Origin of the sequence: Methanothermobacter sp., from assembly GCA_030055615.1 — an archaeon.
In the GTDB taxonomy this organism is placed as follows: Archaea; Methanobacteriota; Methanobacteria; order Methanobacteriales; family DSM-23052; genus Methanothermobacter_A.
Genome location: JASFYN010000001.1, coordinates 95,137 through 119,532 on the forward strand (window position 1 = coordinate 95,137; position 24,396 = coordinate 119,532).

27 protein-coding genes and 1 tRNA gene are annotated in these 24,396 nt (G+C 37.8%); 12 read left to right on the forward strand and 16 right to left on the reverse strand.

Translation table 11 applies throughout. The features are described 5' to 3' along the window. Positions 1-8 precede the first annotated feature (8 nt). Entirely contained in the window at positions 9-770 is a 762-nt protein-coding gene (locus QFX38_00480) for a fumarylacetoacetate hydrolase family protein (protein ID MDI9623357.1), read from the forward strand. Here the strand turns inward: QFX38_00480 and leuS are convergent. From leuS to QFX38_00495, 3 genes are read right to left on the reverse strand one after another with little or no spacing between them, the layout of a single operon-like run. Then, entirely contained in the window at positions 758-3,592 is a 2,835-nt protein-coding gene (gene leuS / locus QFX38_00485) for a leucine--tRNA ligase (protein ID MDI9623358.1), read from the reverse strand. The genes QFX38_00480 and leuS overlap by 13 nt on opposite strands. A gap of 19 nt (positions 3,593-3,611) precedes the next feature. Next, the gene (cutA, locus tag QFX38_00490; GenBank protein ID MDI9623359.1) at positions 3,612-3,923 is read right to left on the reverse strand and encodes a divalent-cation tolerance protein CutA; all 312 of its coding nucleotides are present in this window, start codon (positions 3,921-3,923) and stop codon (positions 3,612-3,614) included. A gap of 13 nt (positions 3,924-3,936) precedes the next feature. Beyond that, a complete protein-coding gene (locus QFX38_00495; protein MDI9623360.1) occupies positions 3,937-4,716 on the reverse strand; it encodes an NAD+ synthase in 780 nt (259 codons plus the stop codon). Between the two features lie 209 nt (positions 4,717-4,925). Here QFX38_00495 and QFX38_00500 point away from each other — a divergent pair, with 209 nt between their 5' ends. The 4 genes from QFX38_00500 (at position 4,926) to QFX38_00515 (ending at position 8,293) form a co-directional block, all read left to right on the forward strand. Beyond that, positions 4,926-5,900, forward strand: a complete 975-nt coding sequence (locus QFX38_00500) for a TRC40/GET3/ArsA family transport-energizing ATPase (GenBank protein MDI9623361.1) — start codon at positions 4,926-4,928, stop codon at positions 5,898-5,900. 219 nt (positions 5,901-6,119) lie between these two features. After that, on the forward strand, positions 6,120-7,145 hold the full coding sequence (locus QFX38_00505; GenBank protein ID MDI9623362.1) for a H(2)-dependent methylenetetrahydromethanopterin dehydrogenase-related protein: 1,026 nt from the start codon (positions 6,120-6,122) through the stop codon (positions 7,143-7,145). A gap of 145 nt (positions 7,146-7,290) precedes the next feature. Then, complete coding sequence (locus tag QFX38_00510) at positions 7,291-7,497, forward strand: hypothetical protein (GenBank protein ID MDI9623363.1); 207 nt, start codon at positions 7,291-7,293, stop codon at positions 7,495-7,497. 7 nt (positions 7,498-7,504) lie between these two features. Further along, complete coding sequence (locus tag QFX38_00515; GenBank protein MDI9623364.1) at positions 7,505-8,293, forward strand: radical SAM protein; 789 nt, start codon at positions 7,505-7,507, stop codon at positions 8,291-8,293. Between the two features lie 35 nt (positions 8,294-8,328). Here QFX38_00515 and QFX38_00520 read toward each other — a convergent pair whose 3' ends face one another. Next, the gene (locus tag QFX38_00520) at positions 8,329-9,048 is read right to left on the reverse strand and encodes a DUF4013 domain-containing protein (GenBank protein ID MDI9623365.1); all 720 of its coding nucleotides are present in this window, start codon (positions 9,046-9,048) and stop codon (positions 8,329-8,331) included. Between the two features lie 551 nt (positions 9,049-9,599). On the opposite strand from QFX38_00520, the gene QFX38_00525 reads away from it, so the two are divergent. Beyond that, positions 9,600-10,835 (forward strand): FmdE family protein, encoded by a 1,236-nt coding sequence (locus QFX38_00525; protein MDI9623366.1) that lies wholly within the window; start codon positions 9,600-9,602, stop codon positions 10,833-10,835. Further along, positions 10,810-12,387, forward strand: coding sequence for an FmdE family protein (locus QFX38_00530; protein ID MDI9623367.1), 1,578 nt, complete (start codon positions 10,810-10,812; stop codon positions 12,385-12,387). Before QFX38_00525 ends, QFX38_00530 begins: the two co-directional genes overlap by 26 nt. Positions 12,388-12,432: 45 nt before the next feature. Here the strand turns inward: QFX38_00530 and QFX38_00535 are convergent, their stop codons facing one another. Continuing rightward, complete coding sequence (locus tag QFX38_00535; GenBank protein ID MDI9623368.1) at positions 12,433-14,106, reverse strand: ATP-dependent DNA helicase; 1,674 nt, start codon at positions 14,104-14,106, stop codon at positions 12,433-12,435. A gap of 96 nt (positions 14,107-14,202) precedes the next feature. Between QFX38_00535 and cobI the strand changes: the two genes are divergently transcribed. After that, positions 14,203-14,904, forward strand: coding sequence for a precorrin-2 C(20)-methyltransferase (gene cobI, locus QFX38_00540; GenBank protein ID MDI9623369.1), 702 nt, complete (start codon positions 14,203-14,205; stop codon positions 14,902-14,904). A gap of 160 nt (positions 14,905-15,064) precedes the next feature. On the opposite strand, the gene QFX38_00545 is transcribed toward cobI, so the two are convergent. The 5 genes from QFX38_00545 to QFX38_00565 all read right to left on the reverse strand — a co-directional run bounded on the left by QFX38_00545 (position 15,065) and on the right by QFX38_00565 (position 17,097). Beyond that, positions 15,065-15,325: a thioredoxin family protein gene (locus tag QFX38_00545; protein MDI9623370.1), complete on the reverse strand. Its 261-nt coding sequence runs from the start codon at positions 15,323-15,325 to the stop codon at positions 15,065-15,067. 3 nt (positions 15,326-15,328) lie between these two features. Beyond that, positions 15,329-15,583 (reverse strand): thioredoxin family protein, encoded by a 255-nt coding sequence (locus tag QFX38_00550; protein ID MDI9623371.1) that lies wholly within the window; start codon positions 15,581-15,583, stop codon positions 15,329-15,331. Positions 15,584-15,599: 16 nt separating this feature from the next. Next, positions 15,600-15,860, reverse strand: coding sequence for a thioredoxin family protein (locus tag QFX38_00555; protein MDI9623372.1), 261 nt, complete (start codon positions 15,858-15,860; stop codon positions 15,600-15,602). Positions 15,861-15,875: 15 nt separating this feature from the next. After that, positions 15,876-16,913: a permease gene (locus QFX38_00560; GenBank protein MDI9623373.1), complete on the reverse strand. Its 1,038-nt coding sequence runs from the start codon at positions 16,911-16,913 to the stop codon at positions 15,876-15,878. Positions 16,914-17,021: 108 nt separating this feature from the next. Next, positions 17,022-17,097 (reverse strand) — tRNA-Arg (locus QFX38_00565). Between the two features lie 146 nt (positions 17,098-17,243). Here QFX38_00565 and QFX38_00570 point away from each other — a divergent pair. After that, positions 17,244-18,017, forward strand: coding sequence for a metallophosphoesterase family protein (locus tag QFX38_00570; GenBank protein ID MDI9623374.1), 774 nt, complete (start codon positions 17,244-17,246; stop codon positions 18,015-18,017). A gap of 7 nt (positions 18,018-18,024) precedes the next feature. Here QFX38_00570 and QFX38_00575 read toward each other — a convergent pair whose 3' ends face one another. From QFX38_00575 to QFX38_00600, 6 genes are all read right to left on the reverse strand, one after another. Next, entirely contained in the window at positions 18,025-19,332 is a 1,308-nt protein-coding gene (locus QFX38_00575) for a protein kinase (protein MDI9623375.1), read from the reverse strand. Further along, entirely contained in the window at positions 19,329-20,225 is an 897-nt protein-coding gene (locus tag QFX38_00580; GenBank protein MDI9623376.1) for a DUF4350 domain-containing protein, read from the reverse strand. The genes QFX38_00575 and QFX38_00580 overlap by 4 nt, the downstream gene beginning before the upstream one ends. A gap of 65 nt (positions 20,226-20,290) precedes the next feature. After that, entirely contained in the window at positions 20,291-20,440 is a 150-nt protein-coding gene (locus tag QFX38_00585) for an FHA domain-containing protein (protein MDI9623377.1), read from the reverse strand. A gap of 1 nt (position 20,441) precedes the next feature. Continuing rightward, positions 20,442-20,708 carry a hypothetical protein gene (locus tag QFX38_00590; GenBank protein ID MDI9623378.1) on the reverse strand — a complete coding sequence of 89 codons (267 nt, stop codon included), beginning with the start codon at positions 20,706-20,708 and terminating at the stop codon, positions 20,442-20,444. Between the two features lie 16 nt (positions 20,709-20,724). After that, a complete protein-coding gene (locus QFX38_00595; GenBank protein MDI9623379.1) occupies positions 20,725-21,516 on the reverse strand; it encodes a methyltransferase domain-containing protein in 792 nt (263 codons plus the stop codon). Positions 21,517-21,574: 58 nt separating this feature from the next. Continuing rightward, positions 21,575-21,973 (reverse strand): hypothetical protein, encoded by a 399-nt coding sequence (locus tag QFX38_00600; GenBank protein MDI9623380.1) that lies wholly within the window; start codon positions 21,971-21,973, stop codon positions 21,575-21,577. A gap of 177 nt (positions 21,974-22,150) precedes the next feature. Here QFX38_00600 and hisF point away from each other — a divergent pair, with 177 nt between their 5' ends. From hisF to QFX38_00615, 3 genes are read left to right on the forward strand one after another with little or no spacing between them, the layout of a single operon-like run. Continuing rightward, positions 22,151-22,975, forward strand: a complete 825-nt coding sequence (gene hisF / locus QFX38_00605; protein ID MDI9623381.1) for an imidazole glycerol phosphate synthase subunit HisF — start codon at positions 22,151-22,153, stop codon at positions 22,973-22,975. A 15-nt stretch (positions 22,976-22,990) separates the two neighbouring features. After that, on the forward strand, positions 22,991-23,866 hold the full coding sequence (locus QFX38_00610) for a DNA glycosylase (protein ID MDI9623382.1): 876 nt from the start codon (positions 22,991-22,993) through the stop codon (positions 23,864-23,866). After that, entirely contained in the window at positions 23,866-24,372 is a 507-nt protein-coding gene (locus QFX38_00615; GenBank protein ID MDI9623383.1) for a hypothetical protein, read from the forward strand. The genes QFX38_00610 and QFX38_00615 overlap by 1 nt, the downstream gene beginning before the upstream one ends. The last annotated feature ends 24 nt before the right edge of the window (positions 24,373-24,396 follow it).

Here is a 24,396-nt window from a genome sequence, read left to right on the forward strand (position 1 = left end):
TTGATAAATTGAGATTCCTCAGATTCCAATACAACAATAAAGCAAGGTACGGTTTTATAGAAGATAATAGGATCATAGAAGTGTCAGCAGAGGACTATTTGACCAATAATCACAAAGGATTAAGAAAATGCCCGGTTAATGTGAAGATTCTCCCTCCAGTGAATCCTTCGAAGATAATATGTGTGGGCCTCAATTATAAGGACCATGCGGACGAATTGGGAATGGAAATTCCTGAAGAGCCTATAATATTTTTGAAACCCCCAAGCAGTATTATAGGAGATGGCGAGTCTATAATTTATCCGGTTATGTCTTGTGAAGTTGACTATGAGGTAGAATTGGCGGTAGTAATATCCAAAGAAGCCAAGAATGTGGACAGAGAAGATGCCAAGGATTTTATAGCGGGTTACACCATATTAAATGATGTTACGGCTAGAGACCTTCAAAGAAAGGATGGACAGTGGACGCGCGCCAAAAGCTTCGACACATTCTGTCCAATTGGGCCATGGATAGAAACAGATATCAACCCACATGAACTCGAAATATCCCTACATTTAAACGGAGAACTCCGACAATACTCAAACACTCGAAATATGATCTTCAACGTATACGAGCTCGTGGAATTCATATCAAATATAATGACCCTAAAAAAAGGGGATATCATCGCAACAGGAACACCCCCGGGTGTAGGTTCCATGAAACCAGGTGATGAAATCGAAGCATCCATAGAGGGTATAGGAACACTTAAAAATAAGGTGATCTACTCTAAGTAGATCGCAGGCTTATAAGGGATGGCATTTTTAGCCTTCCCCTCTGGATCATACTCAGCATCTTCGTGGATTATTATCTTTGCATTAACTTCTTCCTCCATGTAATCTTTGGCATCAGATAATATTTTATACTCATCAACACGTCCAGGATACTCTCCCCTTACAATATCCTTAAGGACCCTCTTTATAAAATCTGCCAGTTCCTTCTTGTCGTCATGTATTCCCTCAGAGATGGCTCGTCCCATCAAAGCTCCCATATCAGGTTTGCCAATCTCATAGGCCATCTCTAGTACTCTCCATTTCCATTCCGGGGCAACATATACATGCACTTTCTTAGGTGTTATATCTAGGATCCTTTTGATCTCCATTATATCCTTAACGGTCTCTTGGACTATCTCTTCAGCTTTTTGGATCTCTGGACTTATAAATTCTTCATGGGCTTTTGGCCAGGGAGCTTCTGACACGAAACCATCACCGCCATATCTTTCCCACATTTCCTCTGCAGTATGTGGAATGAAAGGTGACATTAAACGAATCCATACGCTTAGAAGGTATCTGAGAATATCTCTAGCCTCTTTGTCCACGCGGTCTCTTATACGTTTCATATAATGATCAACATCTTTCCTCAACAAGAAAAACGCTTCCTGAAGGGCTCTTCTCGTCTGAAATCCCTCAAGAGCCTTCGTAGCCTCCCTTACCCTGAGGTTTATCCTGCCCATCATCCATTTACCAATAAAAGATGTCGGCTCGGGGATTTCTGAAATAGATAATCTCTTTGATCCTATCATATCGAAAATTTCCTCTCCGAATTCTCTGAACCATTCAAGGCGCCTTTTAGTGCCTATAACCTCTTTTTCCCTCCAGTCAAAATCTTGCCATGGTTCTGCAGATGACATTAGAAACAGTCTTACAACATCAGCTCCATGGGCTTCTATAGCGTCTGATAATAGTACAACGTTCCCCTTTGATGATGACATTTTCTTTCCTTCAAGCAAGCCCATGCCAAATACTACTATACCCTTAGGCCACTTAGATGGCGGGAATATGGCGGAATGATGGAACAGATGGAATGTGAGATGGTTGCCTATGAGATCTTTTGCTGATAATCGCCAATCTAAAGGATACCAGTAATTGAATTCCTTTGAAATCTTGTCAGCTGTCTTTTCATCTATTTTAAGTTTGTTATCCTGGTCTAAGAAAACTTTGTCGAAGAATTTATCATCTAAGGCATTAACTGGTAATCTTCTCAAATGCGGTGCTATGGTATAGTATGACATGTAAATTGTTGAGTCACTTAAAGGTTCTATTATCCAGTCAGGATCCCATGGTAAGGGCGTTCCAAGGCCTATTCTCCTTGCGCAGGCCCAGTCATCTAGCCATTCAATGTAATATTCGAAGTTTGCTTTCACTTCCTCCGGTACTATTCTAAGGGAGTTGAGGCATTCTAAGGTCCGATTTTTCCATTCTTTGTCTGAGTATTTTATGAACCATTGGTTTTCCATTATCTTAACGATGCAACGGCTCCCACATCGGCAGATCACAGGATGTTCGGCGAAATCAAAGATTTCATCAGCTTTGCCTTTTGATTTTAGGTGTTCCGCTATCTTCTCACGGGCCTCTGCCACTGGTTTGCCACTATATTCTGGTATGTGTTGGCTCATCTTACCTTTGGCGTGTTCGATCTTGTAGAGTTCGTTTGTGGCATCATCTAATTTTGGATCCTTTTGATTTTTTATTTTGAACTTTTTGATGATTTCGCAAGCTGGGCATTCTCCATAATCTTCAATTGTTATTACATTCACTGGTTTTATCCCTTTAAGGATATTTTCTATTTTGTATTTTTTTTGTAATCTTTTATCCTTTTTTAAGTCGCGGAGTGCTATGTAATCTGCTGGTGCATGTGCTGGGACTGAAAATACGACGCCTGTACCGTATTCTGGGTCGACGAAATATGCGGGTAGTATAGGATGCTTTTCACCTGTCAGGGGATTTTTAACCTTTGAACCTATCAGTTCTTCTGGGTTGACCTCCTCTATGATTTTCATGTCCTTTTTTTGTTGTGATAAGTTCTCATATGATTTTTCGCTTATAATCCATTTTTCCCCACCAACTTTCACTTTAATATATTTTTCTTTTGGGTTTAACCAAAGGTTTGTGACTCCGAAGATGGTTTCTGGGCGGAATGTTGCAGCTACGAAGTATGAGTCCTCTAGTTTGAATTTGAGTGTTGTGAGTTGGTTTATGCCTACACCTTCACCTTCTAGGAGGTCATGGTCTCCTACTGGGTTTTCACATTCTGGGCAATATTTTACTGGATGTTTTCCTTTGCGGATTAATCCTTTCTCTTTTAATTTTTTTATCTGCCATTCGATGAACTTCTGATATTGGGGGTCTGTTGTCTTGAATTCCCTTCTCCAATCGATTGAGTAACCCATGGCTTTCATTATCCGTTTGTATTCTTTACTGAAATATTCAACAATATATTCTGGGTCTGTGAATTTTTCCAGTTCCCCTCGGGGGACTTTGTGGACTTCCTGGTATATTTTCCATGTCCATGGGTCTTTTCTTTGGATTCTCCTGGCTATTCCGATGACTGGCGCGCCCGTAACATGCCATGCCATTGGGAAAAGTACATTATAGCCTTGCATTCGTTTAAATCGTGCATACACATCTGGTACAGTGTAGGTTCTCCCATGGCCTATGTGCATGGCACCGCTTGGATATGGATAAGCCACCGTCAAGAATAGCTTCTTATCACCTTGGGGATTGGCTTGGAAAATCCCTGCTTTTTCCCATTTTTTCTGCCATTTTCTTTCGATATCCAATGGATCACCGCCCAGATAATCATCTTATTTCCCCTAATAACCATTCAAAGTAATCTTCTGATCCTCCTTTGATGGGAATATGGATGATACATGGATTTTCATAACTATGTAGGGCTTTGACCCTTTTTATAATTTCTTTAACATTCTCCTCGATGGTTTTAACTATCAGTATGGATTCTTCATCCTCTTCTATTTTATCATCCCACCAATAAAATGATCTTATGGAAGGTATTATATTCACGCATCCTGCTAGTCTCTCTTTAACTAAAATTTTACCTATTTTCTCTGATTCCTCTAACCCTGATGTTGTTATATATACCATAGCAAACATATTCTACCATCCTTTAGAATTTGATATTTGGGACTTCAGGGGGGTTTATTTTATGATGAGAGTTTTTGACCATCATCCTTATACGTTTGACCTCCCCTATGGGCGCTTTTACCCTTTCACTTATGTTCTGGTCATCTAAGCCCTGGTCTACCATCAGGTATAATATCTTATCAAGGATGGGATATTTTATACCAAGTTCTTCTTCATCAGTCTGCCCATACCATAAGCCTGCAGTTGGTGTTTTCTCTATTATCTCCACGGGCACTCCTAATTTCTCTGCTATAAGTTTAACATGACCTTTGTATAGGCAACCTATGGGTAGTATGTCCACACCACCATCACCATATTTCGTAAAGTAACCAACTAAGAGTTCTGTACGGTTACCAGTGCCCACCACAAGCCTATTTAATGAATTAGAATGGTAATATAATATCACCATCCTCATCCGGGCTTTAAGGTTGCCCATTGCAAGTTTTGTACCCTTATGGTAACATAGAGATTTGAAAGGCTTGATTAGAGGATCCATTTGGATTGTTTCATTTTCTATACCTAGAATTTCAGCCACCATACGCGCATGTTTAATATCAATGAGACTTGTAGTCTTCGTGGGCATTATAATTCCTAGAACCCTATCAGGGCCCAGCGCTTCCTTGCAAAGATAGGCGGTGACTGTTGAATCAATCCCACCACTTAAACCAAGAACCACACCATCAGCTCTGGCATCTTCGACCTTATCTTTTATAAATTTTTTAATCTGATATATTACTTTCTCATTAACTGGGGGAAGATCCATACTAACACCACGGATCTTTATTTTAGAATCAAATTATACCATCATCTTAGGAATTACCTCATAGATAGAAGGTTCATCAATTATATGGGAACATTTTTTTTGATGGAAATTTTAATATATGATATACTATTATTAGGTTATACGATCCACTTATAAAGTAATGGGATCTTATTCTAAAAAAAGGATGATACATTTATTGGAGGTATGCAATGGCGTTCAAAGACCTGTTCAAATTTAGCAAGGGAAAAACAACATTCATATTTGTAGGAGGTAAAGGAGGGGTGGGTAAAACCACCATATCAGCTGCAACAGCACTCTGGATGGCCAAGTCCGGTAAAAAGACACTTGTAATATCAACAGATCCTGCACATTCATTATCCGACTCATTTGAAAAAAAAATAAGTCATGTGCCAACCTTCATCCAAGAAAATTTATATGCGGTTGAAATAGACCCTGAGATTGCAATGGAAGAATACCAAGAAAAACTAAAAGAACAATCAGAAGCAAACCCTGGCATGGAACTTTTACAAGAACAAATGGACATGGCATCCATGTCTCCGGGAATCGACGAAGCAGCAGCCTTCGACCAATTCCTAAAATATATGACAACAGACGAATATGATGTTGTAATATTCGACACAGCCCCAACAGGCCACACTCTCAGACTCCTTTCATTCCCAGAAATGATGGATTCTTGGGTGGGAAAATTAATAAAACTTAGAAGACAAATAGGAGCGTTTGCAAGGGCATTCAAGAACATACTGCCATTCATGGGAGACGAAGAAGAAGAAGACAGAACATTAAAAGACCTTGAAGCCACAAAAAAGAAAATCAGCGAAGCAAGGGCTGTTATGTCAGACCCTGAGAGAACATCATTTAAAATGATCGTAATCCCAGAAGAAATGTCAATCTACGAATCCGAAAGGGCTATGAAAGCACTTGAAAAATATGACATCCACACAGACGCTGTTATAGTAAACCAGGTTCTACCAGAAGAAAGCGACTGCGAATTCTGCAGGGCAAGAAGAAGACTACAACAAGAAAGATTAGAAATGATACGGAAAAAATTCAGCGACAAAATACTAGCACAAGTTCCACTACTCAAAAAAGAAGCAAAAGGTATAAAAACATTAGAAAAAATAGCTGAGATACTCTATGGCAAACCATTAACAGAAAAAACATAAAAAATACGACACTCCACCCATAGTTCTCCATCAAAAGTCCTCACAACGTATAACTATTAGTAAATTTTGAAGGCGCCCCCCCATTCCCATTTTTATTAAAGTCATCAATAATGAAACTAGGACCTTCTATGAAGTTGGATTTTTAACCGAGGAAACTAAAAATTTATAAAACAAAGTGGATAATCTAATCACATGTATTAGTAGAGGGGTTGGTTTGACATGAAAGTAGCAGTTTTTGGCGCTGGTAATCAAGATCTTTATGTTAGACATTTGAATTTACCTGAAAAATTTGGTGGAGAGCCCCCATTTGGCGGTAGTAGGATGGCAATGGAATTTGCAGAGGCAGGTCATGATGTCATCCTCGCAGAACCAAACAGGAACATCCTCGAAGATGAGCACTGGAAAAAGGTGGAAGATGCCGGGGTTAAAGTGACAGATAATGATATCGAGGCAGCTTCTAACTCAGAAATCGCCATACTATTCACACCATTCGGTAAAAAAACTTTTGAAATTGCTAAGAATATAATATCACATCTTCCAGATGGGGGGATCATATCAAATACCTGCACGGTCTCTCCAGTAGTGCTATATTACGTCCTTGAAAGGGAGCTTAGAAGAGAAAGACAGGACATTGGTATCGCATCTTTACACCCAGCGGCCGTCCCAGGGACACCTTACCATGGCCATTACGTGATCGGTGGACGTGCAACAAGCGAACTTGAACTTGCAAGCGAGGAACAGATACAAAAATGTGTCGAGCTAGCTGAGAGCTGCGGTAAAAAAGCTTATGTAGTCCCAGCTGACGTTTCAAGTACAGTTGCAGATATGGGATCCCTTGTCACAGCTGTGACACTTGCAGGTGTCCTTGACTATTATTATGTCGGCACTCAGGTCATCAAGGCCCCAGTAGAGATGGTGGAAAAACAGATACTGATGACACTCCAGACTGTAGCATCCCTTGTGGAATCGTCAGGAGTCGACGGAATGTTAAAGGCTATAAACCCTGAATTGTTAGTCAAAAGCGCAACTTCAATGCACTTACTCAAGGAACAGGAAATATTAGACGCAGCACTCAACATGCTCTCCAACTTAGATGACAATGTCATGAAATGGATTGAAAAAGGTGAAATAGAACATACAGATCTCGTAGCTGCGCAGGCACTTACAAAAGAGCTTAAGAACATCATGGGTGGCAGGGCAGCTGAAGGCACGATCAGACGTTGCATGAGAAAAATGTTCGAATAGAAAAAACCCCCTTAATGTCTTTTTTATCATCAAATCCCATTAAGGGTCGGATACTTTCTTTTAGGAGCCCTATTTTTCCTTTTGATCGTTACCTTAAGGAATACTTTTTTAATTTGAATGACATATAATTTTTTTGGTGTAAGAGATGACAATAGATGAATTAGACCTTATTGAAAAGGTTTACGAGTTGAAGATAAAAAATAAAGAGGAGCTTGCAAAGGAAATCTTGAAAAAATCCAATGAAGGACATGATATTTTATTCTTGTGCACAATAGTTAATTCATGGATAGCCCAGAATTACAAGCCAGGAGAAATCAAAGTCCCACTCAGCATAATAAGAAATGTGGAATAGGGATAATGTGGAATATAGACAAGTACCATTTATCACCTTATCAGAGATATCATGCAGAATATGGATAACATTATCAGGTTGCAATTTCAAGTGTAGAGGATGTTTTAGTAACGCGAGAAAACCTGCAGGCAGACCATTAACCATAGAAGAACTCGTGAAACTTGTAAAAAAATCGTCCCGAGAATATTATGGAAAACTGCCAGAGGAGATCCTCATAACAGGAGGAGAACCAACATTAGACCGAGACTACCTCATAGAGCTAATCTCCAAATTAAATTTTGCATACATCATACTAGAAACTAACGCATATCTGCTTGACGAGGAATACATCAAAGACTTGGTCGAGGCAGGTGTCCAAGAATTTCTGGTCGATTTAAAAGCAATAAATGATAAAAAACATAAATGGTATACTGGTTTTTCCAATAAAAAGATCTTAAAAAATATAAAAACAATCCAGGAAAACGCCAAACTCGTCATAAAAACATTATACATCCCAGGAATCGTTGAAGAAGACGAAATAGAGGATATAGCCAAATTTATAGCGGCTATCAACCCTTGGATAGAATATCGCATTAACGACTTCAAAAAATGTGGCCTATCAAGAAATCCAACAACCAATGAAATGGAAAAAGCCTATAAACTTGCGAAGAAACACCTTGAGAATGTTATTATAAGCAGAAGCTGCAGAAGAGAAAGTAAACCCTTGAAGAAGAAAACATGGATAACAGTATTCCCAGATGGAACATTCAAAAGAAGATCAACAAAAGATTACAAAAAGGACAAACTAAACATCTAAAATTATCATACAAAAAAAGAGAATGTGGGGTAAGTTTATCTGTCTGCATATAGGCGGCCGAGTGCTCTGCCATGGAAGATAGCAAGATAAGGTGCCACGAAAAGATAGATAATCAAAGCGATAATGATACCTATTATAATGATCACTGCTAATCCAGCTCCTGAAAGCAATTGTATCACTGATAAAGCCCCAAATGCCAAAATGATGGGTATGAATATGAGGTAAAGTATCGCTAGGGTTACACCTATCGCACCGGATTCTATTATTGCAACGCCAATGATCCAGATGATATATTTTATCCATGTAATCTCTGATATGACATTTAATATTTCTCCGATTCGGAATGCTGCCCCTAGCTCGTCATTGAATGCCATATGAGCTAGTGCAATTTGCTCTACCAACCCAAATATAACTGCTAGGATAATCCCTATTATTATAGTAATGATCCCAGCAATAGGATTTGACCTGATTAAATAACCACCGCCAAAGTAGAGTATCGCTGGTATTATCATATAAGCTATGCCTACAATTAATACTTTAAGTCCGTCAACGAACATTTCACCCCATTCATCGAAATCTGGAAGCTCATCAAAACCTGCTATTGTAGCCTTGAGGACTCTTAACCAGTACCCGACGACGAAGAATAATGGAATTATTAAAAAACTTAGTATGGTCAATGCTCCCAATGTTACTACTTTTTTCAAGTTTGTCCCGGGATAGTCAAGGGCCTCGCCTACAATTTCACCAACCTTCATATTTATACCTTCTACTAAATTGTTACCATTATATAATCTATTTGCATGGTATAAAATATTATCTGAAAAAATTTCAAAAAATGGGATTCATAGAACACGAAAAGATCAACTGCTTTTTACTTACAATAAACACATGAGATTTTCAATTAGCAAAACACTAGAAAGGTTTAAAAATACCATTCTAAAATTCATAGGCTAAGTTTCTTTTGCAAATGTGCATTCGTTCATGAATTAAATTGTAATACTACAATTTTCTATTATAGCAACTATTTTTTCATTTTTCCAGACTTTTCAGTTACGATTTCGCCAATTTTAAATCAGTAGTTGTCCTAGGACAAAAATGGCCATGAACTTTGACAATATCATCCTATTCCATTTTTCATCAATTAAAAAATTTGTTAGATTTTATAAAAATTTGTTATTACTTTATATTTAAATTGTACAAAAATCGTAATAATATATATTTATATATTATTATTGCTAATGGTTTTTTGATGATAAAGGGAGGTGGAGTTGGATTGCAGAGGAAGGTTTTTCTTTTATTGTTACTGTTGACTTCCTTGGTTTCTGTGGGCGCTGTTTCAGCAACAAACAGCACATGTGAAGTAGGCCTGAAAATAACCTATGAATACCCCGATGATATAAACCCAACAATAGAAAAACTCACAGACTCCAATGGACAAGAAATAGAATTCCAAAAATACTTCGACCCAGCAGCAAACATCACCAAGATAACATTCCAACACCCACAACCAGAAAAAGGATTCAACATAACAATAAAAGCACCAGGATACCAAACAACAACAAAACAATTCACACCAACCAAAAACCCAACAAACCCACAAGACCCAAAATACTACACACACCTACAAATACAACTAAAAGCAACACAAACATACAAAATAGGAAGAGAAATAACTAAAAAAGCAAACCAAATCCTAAACTTCACAAAGACAGGAAAAGTACTAGTGATAACAACAGCAGGCAGCGCATACTACAAAAATAGTACATCAGAAGACGCACTTGAAGGTATACTCAACCAAGCACAAGGTATCATAAGTTATGGTAAAGGTAACCTACTACTACTCAGAAAAACAAGGTTAGACCCCCTAGACTTTGCATTCATAACACGAAAAGGAAACGACCTAATCCTAGTATACTTCAAAAATGCCAGCCTAACACCAACCTACATCGGAACAGTATCCCAGAACATGACAAAAGCACAATGGAATAACCTCACACAAAAACTTGGAAGTGATGCGTTCCCAATAGCGAGCCTAGCAAACGCATGGGCACTAGGATTACCAGCAGACATACTAAGAGAAGCAGCATTCCATGGCCACGTATGCCTAGGAACCATAAGCGGCTACGCCATGATAGAAACACTACTCAAATACTATCCACCAAGCACAGGAACCGGAGGCGCAGAAGCCACTTCCTATATAGTCATAGGAGTTCCTGGAGGCTCAGATGATGATGTATTCGTATATGCAATGGACTCAACCCCAGGAAAAAGAGCCTACATTGGATATAATACCACAGATGATGCAAATATGGTAGGGTTTATACGCTGGAACTCAAACACAAGAACAGGAATACTCATTATAATGACCTACAATTGGACAGAACTAACAGAACAATTCAGAAGAGAAACAAAAGCAACAGTAGAAGAAGACACAGTCACCGAGCTCAAATTCAACGCATGGGCAATCCAAAAACTTATAACAAGCCCAGAATCGCTAGTAAAAATACTCTACGCATTTGACAACAACAGAAGAACAAGTTAATTACCTAGCAGGTGGAATAGGAAGCACAACAGTTCAAGATGCTCATGGACTAGACATGCAATACATATTAAGTCAGAGCAACCTTGTAAATGCAATACCAGACAATAAAACGTACATTAAAGGTAACTTAACTTACAACCAACTCAAAGAAATAGGTATCGAGGCCGCCAATTTGGCGAAGAATTTATTCCGACAGGCAGGAATACAAGTAGAAAAAGACAATCTCAGACTCCTTGTATTGACATCAGCAGGCTACGCACGCTTAAATAACCAAGATACAAGTCCAATATGGGATGGAATCTATGAAGTTCTAGGGTCACGATTAAGCCGAAAAACATTACTACCAGTCCACAGCTCACTTTGGAGTCAACTATGGTTCACATTCATAATAAAAAATGGAAGCTACACCCCAGAAGTTATAGGCAAATCCGGCGGATTCGGAAGATTCTCATTTAACATCACAGAAGAAGATGAAATACTCTATGCTATACAACTAATCTATGATCCAGTTAAAGGATTCATAATATCAAACGATACCAAAGGGCCAGTATATGACATAGGAGCTGGATGGAATTACACCAACCCAACAGTATCTAGGGTATTTAAAAATTGGAATAATGTAGTTACAATCGCAAATGCATGGTCCTATGATCCACCATTCGACATGCTAATGGTCTACCTGTTCCACAACCATGTCTGCCCAGGGGTCTCACCATCATACCTCATAGCAGACTACATATACAAAAATTATCCAAGAGGAGAAAATGAAAAGTACATTTACGTGACAACAACAACCTACTGCAAAGAGGATGGACTCCTACTACTCCTAGGCGTATCACCAGGACAAGGAACATACTACAACCAAAGACTACTTAATACAGGATCATCTTCTGTTGAAGGCGGACAAATGGAAGGCATATTAATAATCTGGGATGAAAAATTAAACATCGGAAGGGCAGTGGTAATCACATTCAAATGGCCAAGTTTCGAAAGTGGAGCAAATGGTCTCAGAGCCTATATAGATTGGTACAAGGGAAAAGAACCTACTGGTGTGCGCTCACCATACATAGTAGCTAATGAAGCACCGATAAAATATATTACAAGAGAAGAAATGAATATGATCATTTCGGGAGCTGCAGGTTCACCCTCAGGTAATGCCATACAATTCCTCATGGGGTTACCAGAGCGTCAGCTCTCTGATTTACTGCCAAATGTTCCAAGCGTTCCCAATACACCAAGTGTCCCTGGCATTCCTAGTACTCCCGGTGTTCCTGGCACTCCAAATGCTCCAGGCGTTCCTAGCATTCCTGGTGGTTCGAGTGTTTCTCCTGGTTTCATTGGTTCCTTTGTAGGTGCTGTTTCAGGGTCTGCAGGAGTTGCTGCTGCTTCTCCTGGTCATGGGGGTGAACGAGGTAAGGCTTATGAGGTTACAAGAGCTTCTCCTGGTGGCGGTTCAACGGGTACAGGATGGTACATTTATGGTGTCATGGGAGGCCTTATATTGATCGGTCTTGCAGCGTTCGGATTCCTCAGAGGCGGCTTCAAAATCTAACCCCTTACATTCTATTTTTTAAATATGAAATTTTACTCTTTTTTGTTATTTTATTATAGCTTCTTTGAAGAATTCGGGCAATAATGAGCGGTATAGTGGGCTTCTAAAGAGCATTGTTATGTTAGCATCAAGTACGTAAGTATAACATTCGTCATCGTGGGCGCGCATACCTCTACCATATGCTTGCATTAAGGTCATGATGGTCTTGTAAGCGTACCATCTTTTGTCCCTCTGTTGGCGCATATTAACTTGTTTGTCTCCAAGGTAGGGGAATGGTATTTTATAGATTACTTGAAATCTACATTTGTCGTAGGGTAAATCGACGCCTTCACTCATTGATGGGCTTACAAGGACTAGTGGACTGTTGCTTTTTTCGAAATATTCTAATACTTCTTCGCGGTTGCCTGTATTATGTCCTATAAGGCGCTTGTCATCTATATTCTTTAATATAAATTTTTGACAGCGATAATTGTGGGTGTGTATGAGTCCTTTATCATACTTATGCCTTTCTAGTATCCTCTTTAATATGGGGAGTGTTTTGGGGGCTGTGTCCTTTATTCTCGTTTTTGACATTCTTCCAACAAGTTTTAGTTCTATTGGCCGTCTTGAAGCTGGGAATGGACTGTCAACTTTTATGAAGTACGATTCCTCGGGGTTTATACCGAGCCATTGGCAGAACATCCTATCTGAAAGTATTGTTGCACTCATAAACAAGCATATATTTGCATGCGAAAAAAGGTAATCTGGGGCGTATTTATTGACTTGTAGTGGTTTAAAGGACACTTTTTCACTTTCTGTGTCTATAACCCAATTTTCCGGTTCATTTTCAAGGCTCTTTTTAAGCTCGTCTAGACGTTTTATCATCCTCTTAATCCTATTTGCCCGTCTTTTAGGCATTTGACTCTTATCAAGATCCTTGTAGTCCTGTGATATGGCTTCTATTGGGAGTATCCACTCTCTGGGGTCGTCTTCTTCGAACATTGATTGGGGTATCTTCTTTTCTATATCTTTTTCCAGCCTTTTATTGGAAAGGTTGACTTCAAGTCTTTGCATGAGCTTGTTTTCTATGTTATGGGCTTCATCCAATACCATTAATTCTCTTTTACCAAAGTGGCCGACATAATTTAATTCTAGGAAAGCATAATCATAATTCATGAGGGTTATGGGACTGTTTATCCCATGGGCTTTTTGTTCCCAATATTGGCAATGTTCCCTTGATCTGAAATAGATTTTGTTTCCGTGGGAATCTCTGAATGCTTCTTTGAAGAATAGTGTTTCTCCGCGGCTTACGCCATAAGGGCAGTGGAAATCCTCGGATGATGGTGTGGTTTGGCATGTTCCAATATCGCAGGTGGATTCGAAATCATCATTTTTGCAATAAAAATTTGCTCTGCCTTTAACAGTGGGTATCTTAAATTCCCTGGCATATTGATCTTGGAGTTGTTTTGTCATTGTAAGGATATATGCTGGCCGGTATATCCTTGCAAGTGTAATTGCTATAGCTGATTTCCCTGTTCCAGTCCCAGCTTCTAAAATAATATACTTGTAGCCCTCTTCTATGGCCTCATGGATATCATTTATTATATCTAGTTGTCCAAGTCTTGGCTTGCGGAAGGGGAAATTTTCTAGAATCTTATCTGGGATATGGGGATAATCTCTTCTATCAAGGAATATTGAACCTCCTCTATCCTTTTTACATATACAGTTATCTTTTAACATTCCACAATCAGAACATGAAATAATCTTTTCATGGACTTTTTTATTGTAGGTTAGATATATAAGTGATATAATAATAGAGATTTTTTGGTGTTAGGATTGGATAAGGGAAAGCTTATTGGCGTTGGTGTAGGTCCTGGGGATAGTGAACTTCTCACAATCAAGGCTGTTAAGATCCTTAGGAGCGTGCCGGTAATATGCGCGCCGAGATCTTCCAAAGATAAGCCTAGCAAGGCTCTTTCGATAATTGAAGACATATTGGCTGAAAGGGATGATTACCGGTTAGTTGAGCCAGTATTCCCCATGACGAGGGATGTTAATGAGCTTGAGCTGCATTGGGATAAGGCTGCTAGGCTTGTTGCCATCGAACTAGAAAAGGGTGATGATGTTGCATTTGTAACTCTTGGCGATCCCTCCTTGTATAGTACATTTTCTTATCTTCAAAAGCGTATAGAGGATTTTGGCTTCAAGGTCGAAATAGTGCCGGGCGTAACATCTTTTGCTGGTTGCGCCGCCAGTGCTTCCATGACATTAGTTGAAGGTGATGAGATATTAGTGGTGGTGTCACGGGTAGATGAAAGATTTAGAAGGATAATATCCTATGCCGATACTTGTATTATAATGAAAGTACCTAAGCATGGAAGTGAATTAGAGAATATAATAGGTGAAGATCCAAGGGCAAAAAAGGTGATATCTGTCCAAAATTGTAGCATGGAAGATGAAAAAATCTATGAAGGTTTTATGAAAGATCCAAATTATCTTTCAACGACAATAATAAAATTCAAAAATAGGGAAGAGTAAACTTTTTATCCACTTTTGGAACAGAGGTGCTTGGAGGGTTTAAAAGTCATTGATGCTTTGTACTCTACCTACAAATGCTTTTGTTTTTCACTCGAAATGGGGGTACTTCTTTTTTGATTTGAAAATTTTAAAATTTGAAGTTATAAGATCATGGACAATTTTAGGATACTCCCGCCTCTCTCAAAGCATCCCTTAGGGTTTCTTTGCTTGGACAGACGCCAATTATTCGAATATCTTCGTCTATGACCACTGCTGGGGTTGTTTTTATATCGTAAGCTTCTGTTTTTTCACTAGGACCTTTGTATATTTTAATGTTGATCTTGTCTCCATATTCTTTTTTTATTTCCTCTATGAGTTTTAGTAGTAAGCGACCTCCAGAACATGGCGGCTCTGATGTGAAAATTTCAACTTTCACACTCATATTTTACACTCCTAGTTCTTTTAGTATTGCGATCATTGTCTTTTTACTTGGGCAAACCCCCATTATTTTGATTAAACCTTCTTCAGCGACTATAGCTGGGACAACGGTCAAATTGTATTTTTCATGAGCTTTTGATGGCCCGACATGCTTTATAACTTCCACTTCGGGGTGTTCTTTTTTGATTTTGTCCGCCAATTCTAATAGTTTCAAACAACCTGGGCATGGCGGCTCAGCAGTGAATATTTCAATTTTAACCATGTATTCACCTCACATACTATTTTTCTAATTTTCTTTTGATTATTTCCTCCATTTTTTCTTCTGAAAGAACTTTCCCCGTGGCGACTATGTTGTCATTCACTACTATAGTTGGCGTGACCATTATGCCATATTTGTCCCCCTCTTCGCTTAAAGCATCGAATCTTTCTATTTTAACGTTCTCGAATTTTTCAGCCATTTTCTCTGCTATTTTTTCAGCTAGTTTACACTTTTGACAAGGGGGTGTTGTCCCAAAAATTTTTATTACAACTTCTTTCATTTTATTTCCTCCTTATTAGAATATGTTCCCATAAGCGTATCCTACTAGCGCTGATATGATAACTACAAGTGTTATGTATATGATCGTTTTTTTGATGCCCATTATTCTTCCTATGACTATCATGTTAGGGAGGCTTAGGCTTGGACCTGCAAGTAAAAGTGTTAATGCTGGTCCATTGCCCATTCCTAGATTCATTAATGTTTTTATTATGGGGACTTCTGTGAGGGTTGCGAAGTACATTAGAGCGCCTATAACTGACGCTAGGAAGTTTGGTAAAATACCTTCACCGCCTAGGTAAGCTTCGACTATTTTCTGTGGTAATAGTGCTTGGAGTATGCCAGCTATAAAAACTCCTACCAAGAGCAGTGGAAATATCATCTTGAAAAATCCCCATGTTTCCTCTAACCATTCTTTTACGTCTTCTATTGTAAACCATTTTAAAAGGCAGAAGATTAACAAGACTATGAAGGCTAAAAGGGATATTGACTTAGTTAATAATGCGATTTTTGACGCTCCGACAACTAGAATCAATATGAGTAAAGAAAATACTGATAATTTAGGGAATAAATTACTTTCTCCTTCTTCATTGACTGTTGTTGTCATTATATTTGCCCTCTTTTCCTCTTGGAATATTGTTGCCATGATAAAGCCGATTACAATGGACATTGAAATAGCCCCTATGGCTCTTGCAACCCCCAAATCATAACCCAAAACAGCGGCTGTGTATACGATAGCCAGTATATTGACAGCAGGACCCGAATAAAGAAATGTTGTAGCAGGGCCTAGACCAGCCCCTCTACGGAGTATACCTGCAAATAATGGCAACACTGTACAAGAACATACTGCTAGTATCGACCCAGAAACCGATGCAACACCATAAGAGACTACCTTTTTGGCCTGTGGGCCTAAATATTTTAATACAGCATCCTTGGATAAGAATACGCTTATTGCACCTGCAATGAAGAAAGCTGGTACTAAACAGGTGAGAACATGTGCTGAAAGATATTCTCCAAGGGCATATAATCCTGATAATAGGATTTGTATTATGCTCATCACCCACCACCCCTATATCTATATATCCAAATCTTTTAATATATAATTTTTTGATCAAACTATATCATAAAACTCTGTGAAAAAATAGAATTTTATAGTGTATGTGAGCGGACCCGCCGGGATTTGAACCCGGGACCTTGGGATCCGAAGTCCCACGTCCTATTCCAGACTAGACCACGGGCCCTGAAAAATCAATTTTACGTTTTTATTTTTGTTTATTATATTTATAAATTCTTCGATTTTTTAACTCAACAATCTATGGGGCCAGAAATTACAGAAAACTTTGTGTAAATACAAAGAATTTAAATATCAACAAATTATATTAATATCATGTTTAATAATGGAAAATTGGTTGAATTGCCTAAAAAAGGCAAAGCACTTGTTATTACAGATATCCATGGTAATATAGATGATTATAACCAATTTATGCGTATATGGGAAGATTTCAGGGACGAAGAGAATCATTTGATCCAGACTGGTGATCTAATCCATGGAATGGGCCTTAAAAATGATAAATCCATAGAAATATTGGATTCAGCGAAATATAAATTTGAAAATTCTAAAAATTTCCACCTCCTCCTGGGCAATCATGAATGGTCTCTCATATCTAAAACAACAATTTATAAAGCTGGTATGAATCTGACTTTAAATTTTGAAACATTACTTAAACAAAGATTCGGAATTCAATGGAAAAAGAAATTGCAAGATTACATCAAATTTTTTAAAAAGTTGCCAGTAGCTGTTAAAACTGGAAATAAAGTATTTATTAGCCATGCAGGGCCTTCAAATTATATAAAAGGGATTGATGATATAATCAACATCACTGACGCAGGTTATTCAGAAAACAGGAAATTGTTTGAACTTTTATGGAATAGGTATGGTGATTATACAAAAGAGGATATAAACTCTTTTTTGGAAAATATTGGATGTAATGCTATTATAGTGGGACATACACCCGTTAGAGGGGTTGAATTGATAGGTAAAAGACAATTGATTTTATCGTCGAGTTACACCCGGGGTAAAAGAGCATATCTTAAACTAGACCTAGAAAAGGAGATCAAAAATGGAAAAGATCTTCTAAAAATGGTTGAATATCTGGACTAGTTAAAGATTAGGGAGTTTTCATAGTCTTTGAATCTAAAGGCTCAGGTTTGTAGAATTTTTCAAGTTCCTCGATTAGTTCATCCATAGAGGAATACCTATCCTCCTTATTTTTAGAAAGGCATTTCATAATGATATCTTCAACCATACTTGCATCTGGATTAATCTCTGAAGGAGGTTTTGGCCGAATGTTAAGAATAGAACTATATAACTCTGACATTTCACCCTTGAATGGTATCTCCCCTGTTACAAGTTCATAAAATACAACACCAAGCTGATAAATGTCTGTCCTCTCATCAGCTTTACCAAACTCTTGTGAAATTTGTTCAGGAGCCGCATATTGTGGCGTGGCCCCAGATAATGTTATAGATCCCTCTATTTTTAATTTACTTAAACCCCAGTCAGAAATCTTGTAAATTCCCTCATGGCCTAATATATTGGATGTTTTCACATCCCCATGGATGATGTTTTTTCCATGTGCATATTGAAGCCCCTTTGCAACATCATGGACAATTGAAACCGCCTTTTTAAAAGGATATTTTAAATTGGCAACAGATTCTTCACAGAACTCCATTTCAATATATGGGATGGGCAGAATCTTAAAATCGTAAAGTTTCACGATGTTCGGATGATCCAAGTTGCTCCAATTGGAAACTTCTGATACGAAAATCTTCTCAGATCTCTTATCAAAAGACTTTGGTATTTTAATAGCTACTTCTTTCCCATCATCCTTACGTGTGGCTTTGAAGACTCTTCCAAATCCACCCTCCCCGATAAAAATTGGATCATCATAGTATGTATGAAGCTCGAATGGTAGTGATTTCATTGATAATCTTTTCAGTTGATCAAATTCCTTACCTTCTATTATAAGGTCTGGACCGTATCCTCTTATAATCCACAGATTAAGTAAAAAGGGAATAATTAGGAAAAAACTGCCTATTGTAAATATGAACATCATTGGGAATGAGAATAAATCCCCAAGAATCATTGTTAAACCAGCAAAAAACAAGAGTATGCTGATATTAAAATATGAGTGATTGGTTACAAGTCTTCTCCTGTGAATCATGTTATATAATATCATAGAATTGAAGAAGAAAAGTAAAATGCCAGTTACGATTAAAGTATAGGCAAAATAAGGGTCATAAAATTCTGGCATTGAACTATCAAGCAAATATAAGTTTATAGGGATGAATAAAAGAATTGAAATAACCGCAAAAACGGCGTTTAAACTGATTAAACTGTTAAATTTCCAATTTTTAATCGTTTTTAAAATTTGTGACATTTCTGCTTTCTTGTCACTTTTTATTTTAAATATCAAACCAGCACATAAAAAAAGGTGAAAGCAACCATTGTAAGGATTCTATAACTCAAATCTCCCAGGGTAGGGGAGATTAAACCCGCGGCCTTGTAGTTAGGGGGGATGGGATGATCAGCAAGCCAGTTAACAGAATTAAGGCCTAGTTTCCACGCGTTACCTTTGTAGAGCCAAGCATTAACGAATGTCTGCGCAGAACCTATAACTATTATCCTGCCTCTCCCATAATCCATGGCAGATATAAGTGGAAGAGGCCCTGTTACTTCATCAGCTTCTTTTATTTCATTGTTCGCTGACTCTCCTTCACTAGTTACATATCCATGATCAGACCAAGAATCGGAATCAGAATAAACTAAAACTTCAGCCGCTCCAGGATCTTGATAAGCCCCTGTAATATAATAGATCTCAGATGTATTTGATGTTATGGGATGTGATTTGATATTATCAGTTTTTATGAGTCTAGAAATACCTACATTATGTTTTGTGTCTATGATTATCTCGTTGAATGCAAAATCTAAACCAAAGCTTCTTGCGATTTTGTTGAATGCATAATTCTTATCACCATCTTGGGGCCCCCAAGGTTCACCCACGAGGAGTAAGCCCCCACCGTTATTTACAAATTTTTTGATATCATTTATTTCTTGGTCGGTATAATTACGTCCAGGGGCCATTAAAATCAAAACATCGTAGTTTTTAAGTTTTTCATAAGTTAAGGGCGCGTCGGTTAATCTGGAGACACTAGCTCCATTATATTCCAATAAAGTAGCGAAACTTGATGCACCATATGGTCCAAGGTTATATATGGTATAATATTTCCCATATGGTCCTGTTTCATCAAAAAGGACCTTGGGACCATCCTGGGCCGCGAAAATGTTTGGAATGACAATTATGGGCATGATTAGAGAAAGGAAAATTATCAATTTAATATTATTTGATGGTATATTCACGTGATCAACTTCTATTATTCTAAATATTTGATGGGTAATGTTTTCGCCACCAATATTTCGTCCTGATTCTCCAATTTTATTTTTCCTAAACCTTTTATTTCATTTCCGTTTATTTTAGTCCCATTTTTTGTGTCTAAGTCTTCGATGTAGCATCCGTCATCCATTTTAGTAATTGAAATGTTCTTTCCCGATAAATAATAGGTTATCGGGTAGGAGAACGCCTAAGAAATCTTCCCTCCCAAAAGTCCTTTCATAATCCTCTATTAGGATTTGTCGATCTCTTGGTAGAACGAGATTTGCAAACGATTTTTTTGGTTTATTGACTATTGTAGTCTTTTTTATTTTAGATCTTTGTGAAAATTTGACATAAAGGCTTCTTATAGCTATTCCTGTGATTATGGTTATTAAAGCCACCGCAAAAATATCAAACATTCAGATAAACCTCATATTATCTTTTGCCGACATATATCCCATATCCCATGTAATCAAAGAAATTATCAGGCATTTGCCATGTTCCTATCATAATTTTTAGTATGTGTTTTCTGTAGGATGATTCTTCAAAATATAAGGCTATAAGTCTGTGCCAAGCCTTGTAGATATTCTCAGATTCGTTATCATGGTTTAAATAATTGAAAGGATGGACTTCAGTCTTGATATTTCTTAATCCAGAATCTTTAAGCAACTTTTTCCAACTATTCGGGCTTTCTGGGATTGTCCCATTGGCACTGTGGATCAAATATCTAACCAAAGATCTTGGAGGGTTTTCTTTGACCCAGGTCACTTCGTTAAGCCCCACATATCCACCTGGTTTGATTACATCTACATATTCCCTTAGTGCTTTTCTTTTATCTTCTATAAATGCTGTTACTGATTCACTTATAATGGAGTCGAAGTGATTTCTTGGAAACGGCATTTTCTGGGCGTCTGCAATAATAAAACTAACTAAATGTTCGATTTTATTCCTTTTTGCCCTCTCGTTGGCCTTTTTGATCATCCTCTCATTTTTGTCCACGCCATGAACCTTACATCCTATTGTTTTTGCAAGGTAGCATACAGTTTTTCCCACACCACAGCCAACATCCAAAACAGATGAAGCACTAGTTATATGACATAAGTCAATAAGCCTTTTGGTTGATTCTAGACCACCAGGGTGCTGAGTTAAATCAATCTTGGCTTGTAAATCAAAATAAAGGTCATCAAGTTCTTTATTTGTTAAAAATTCCTTTTTATCAAAACGAATTGTAATCCTCTCCTAAGACAAGTGATCTATAAAATTTCTCCAAGGTATTTTGCACATATCATATCTCGTAAATCTCTAAGTCTTTAATTTTTGCTAAAAACTCCTCTTTAGAAATCTCTCCTTTAACGAATTGCTTTCTAATTCTGTCACATTCTGAAATAGATCTCATTTGTCCATTATATATCTCTATTTCATATTTGAGCTCTTCTTCGGGCGGTAAACTAGATTGTCCCCAATATTTCATATCCCACAGATGGGATTCTAGACGTCTTTCTGCTTCTAATCTCTCTTTTTCGGTTTCATCTTCTATCCTTGCTATTAATTCATCCGTTGGCACGCCCGATTCAACATCATTAATTAATTTTTGATCAAAATCTGAATTGAAATTTAGGATAAATAAAATGATCAAAAAGAAACCCATTCCCCCAATAATTCCAATCCAATTTTCTTTTTTCAAAAAATATAAAACCTCCCAATTTAAAGAAATTTGTTCTATTTTTTATAAAAAGTTTTATATAAAATTAATCATTAAAAATTGCGTGATTAGAACTAAGCATCCACATAGTGTACTTTATAGCCCAACTTTAACTTAGATTTATAAACGGGAACATAAGAGGATATAAAGGTGATTAAAATGCTTACAAAGAGAATAATACCATGTCTTGATTGTGATTTACAAGTACCCCATGGAAGGGTTGTGAAAGGTGTTGAATTCAAACAGATAAAATATGCAGGAGATCCTGTTGAACTTGCGAACCGTTATTATGAAGATGGTGCTGATGAAATAGTATTTTTGGATATAACGGCTTCACATGAAAGAAGAGAGACAATGATCCATGTCGTGGAGGCCACCACAGAGAATGTTTTCGTACCCATATGTGTGGGTGGTGGTATAAGGAAGCCAGAAGATTTCGTTAAAATGCTTAAAGCCGGCGCTGATAAATGTTCAGTGAACACTGCTGCAATAAAGAATCCTGATTTGATCAACGAAGCTTCCGAGATCGTGGGATCCCAAGCTTGTGTGGTTGCCATCGACGCAAAAAGAAGATATGTTGATAATCCCAGAGAATCAGATGAACACTTTATAGTAGAAGTTGAGGATGGCTACTGTTGGTATGAATGCAGCATTTACGGTGGCCGCGAATTTACAGGTATTGACGCGATAGAATGGGCTATTGAATGCCAAGAGAGGGGGGCTGGTGAAATACTTTTGACATCCATGGACCGTGACGGTACCAAAAAAGGCTATGATATTCCATTAACAAAGGCTGTAAGCGAGAATGTTGACATTCCAGTTATAGCATCAGGCGGGGTTGGCGAACCTGAACATATGTATGAGGCATTTACAGATGGTAAAGCCGATGCTGCATTAGCAGCGAGCATATTCCACTTTAACGAATACCCGATTCCTACCGTGAAAAAATATCTAAAAGAGAGGGGAATCCCAGTGAGACTATAAAGGGATTTGGTGAGGATGCAAAAATACTTTAAAATCAAGGCAAAGGAATTCGACCTTGAAACTACAATGTACAGCGGCCAAACGTCCCAACCACCATGGCATAGCCACGGGGGATGCTATAGTGAACTACTAATGGTGGATAATAAACCTTCCCTTGTAACAATAAAACAATCAGATGATGAACTCCACATAAACATAGAATCATTTGAAAAAATACCATTATCCAGGGTTAAAGAAAAGATAAATCATATATTTGACCTTAGATTTAATATAGAAGATTTTTATGATTTTTTATATTCTTATCCTCCTCTCGATTCTATAATAAATTATTCAAAGGGCCTTAGACTTTTTTTGGCTAAGGATGTTTTTGAATGTATTATTTCATCTATAGCTTCAGCGAATTGCTCCATAAAACGTTGGACTAAGGCAATAAACCATATAAAAAGATTTTGGGGGCGAGAATACCAATTCTCGAAGGGAACATTTTATAGTTTCCCCACTCCAAACATTCTAGCCAGCTTAAACGAAGACATTTTAAGTTCAGCTGGCGTAGGATACCGTGCCAAATATATTATAAGGACATCTAGGATGGTCTCAAGGATACCAATCAAGGATTTGAAGGCAATGGATTATGATGAGGCCTTCAATTTACTCTTAAAGTTACCAGGGGTTGGCCCCAAGGTTGCGGATTGCATATTACTTTATGGTTTCCGGAAACTGGAAGCCTTCCCTGTTGATGTATGGATCCAAAGGATAATGAAGCACCTTTTCGGTGTCGATAATAAAAAGTTAAGGGATTTCGTAAGGGACGAGTTCAAAGATTATGCTGGTTATGTGCAATTGTATCTTTATAATTATGCCAGGAAATCTGGGATATTTGAGGGTGTCTAATGATAAAAGAAACTGTCCAAGAATTCAAGGAAAGGTGTTCAGCATCCTATAGGAAACTTCTAAAATCCTTGGATGAGAAATATTGCTGGAGGTGCCCCCAACGCGTCACACGTGACAAGATAGGATGTAGAGAAGCCGATGCGTGGATTAGGATGAGAAAAGCCCTTGATGACACCATAAAATCTTATATACTGGAAGAAATGGGAGAGGAATCCCTTCACAAGATCATTCAAAGAATCCATGAAAGAAGCTTTGAACCTCAAATTTTAATCATGAAAAAGCCCCAACTTAATGAATTTCTTATAGTTAAGGAGAAATCCTCAGGATTTAAAAAGGGTGAAAATGTAATAATAGATGACAAGATTCTTAAAGTGAAAGATGTGAAAAAAGGTTATATTCGGACAAGTGAAGGATCATATCCCCCTTATAAGATCCAAGGGATCCTCTTGGATACCATCAATGAGGAACATCCACTCTATGAATATATCAAAAAGATAATCTACTAGTCTAAACAGGAAGTGGTGATATTT

What these genes read in the sequence shown, in the direction of transcription:
- cutA (MDI9623359.1), bottom strand. Translation starts at nt 3,923, where the DNA reads ATGTTTGCTATGGTATATATAACAACATCAGGGTTAGAGGAATCAGAG.
- QFX38_00495 (MDI9623360.1), bottom strand. Translation starts at nt 4,716, where the DNA reads ATGGATCTTCCCCCAGTTAATGAGAAAGTAATATATCAGATTAAAAAA.
- QFX38_00500 (MDI9623361.1), top strand. Translation starts at nt 4,926, where the DNA reads ATGGCGTTCAAAGACCTGTTCAAATTTAGCAAGGGAAAAACAACATTC.
- QFX38_00505 (MDI9623362.1), top strand. Translation starts at nt 6,120, where the DNA reads ATGAAAGTAGCAGTTTTTGGCGCTGGTAATCAAGATCTTTATGTTAGA.
- QFX38_00510 (MDI9623363.1), top strand. Translation starts at nt 7,291, where the DNA reads ATGACAATAGATGAATTAGACCTTATTGAAAAGGTTTACGAGTTGAAG.
- QFX38_00520 (MDI9623365.1), bottom strand. Translation starts at nt 9,048, where the DNA reads ATGAAGGTTGGTGAAATTGTAGGCGAGGCCCTTGACTATCCCGGGACA.
- QFX38_00535 (MDI9623368.1), bottom strand. Translation starts at nt 14,106, where the DNA reads ATGTTAAAAGATAACTGTATATGTAAAAAGGATAGAGGAGGTTCAATA.
- QFX38_00545 (MDI9623370.1), bottom strand. Translation starts at nt 15,325, where the DNA reads ATGAGTGTGAAAGTTGAAATTTTCACATCAGAGCCGCCATGTTCTGGA.
- QFX38_00550 (MDI9623371.1), bottom strand. Translation starts at nt 15,583, where the DNA reads ATGGTTAAAATTGAAATATTCACTGCTGAGCCGCCATGCCCAGGTTGT.
- QFX38_00555 (MDI9623372.1), bottom strand. Translation starts at nt 15,860, where the DNA reads ATGAAAGAAGTTGTAATAAAAATTTTTGGGACAACACCCCCTTGTCAA.
- QFX38_00560 (MDI9623373.1), bottom strand. Translation starts at nt 16,913, where the DNA reads ATGAGCATAATACAAATCCTATTATCAGGATTATATGCCCTTGGAGAA.
- QFX38_00570 (MDI9623374.1), top strand. Translation starts at nt 17,244, where the DNA reads ATGTTTAATAATGGAAAATTGGTTGAATTGCCTAAAAAAGGCAAAGCA.
- QFX38_00580 (MDI9623376.1), bottom strand. Translation starts at nt 20,225, where the DNA reads ATGCCCATAATTGTCATTCCAAACATTTTCGCGGCCCAGGATGGTCCC.
- QFX38_00585 (MDI9623377.1), bottom strand. Translation starts at nt 20,440, where the DNA reads ATGGATGACGGATGCTACATCGAAGACTTAGACACAAAAAATGGGACT.
- QFX38_00590 (MDI9623378.1), bottom strand. Translation starts at nt 20,708, where the DNA reads ATGTTTGATATTTTTGCGGTGGCTTTAATAACCATAATCACAGGAATA.
- hisF (MDI9623381.1), top strand. Translation starts at nt 22,151, where the DNA reads ATGCTTACAAAGAGAATAATACCATGTCTTGATTGTGATTTACAAGTA.
- QFX38_00610 (MDI9623382.1), top strand. Translation starts at nt 22,991, where the DNA reads ATGCAAAAATACTTTAAAATCAAGGCAAAGGAATTCGACCTTGAAACT.
- QFX38_00615 (MDI9623383.1), top strand. Translation starts at nt 23,866, where the DNA reads ATGATAAAAGAAACTGTCCAAGAATTCAAGGAAAGGTGTTCAGCATCC.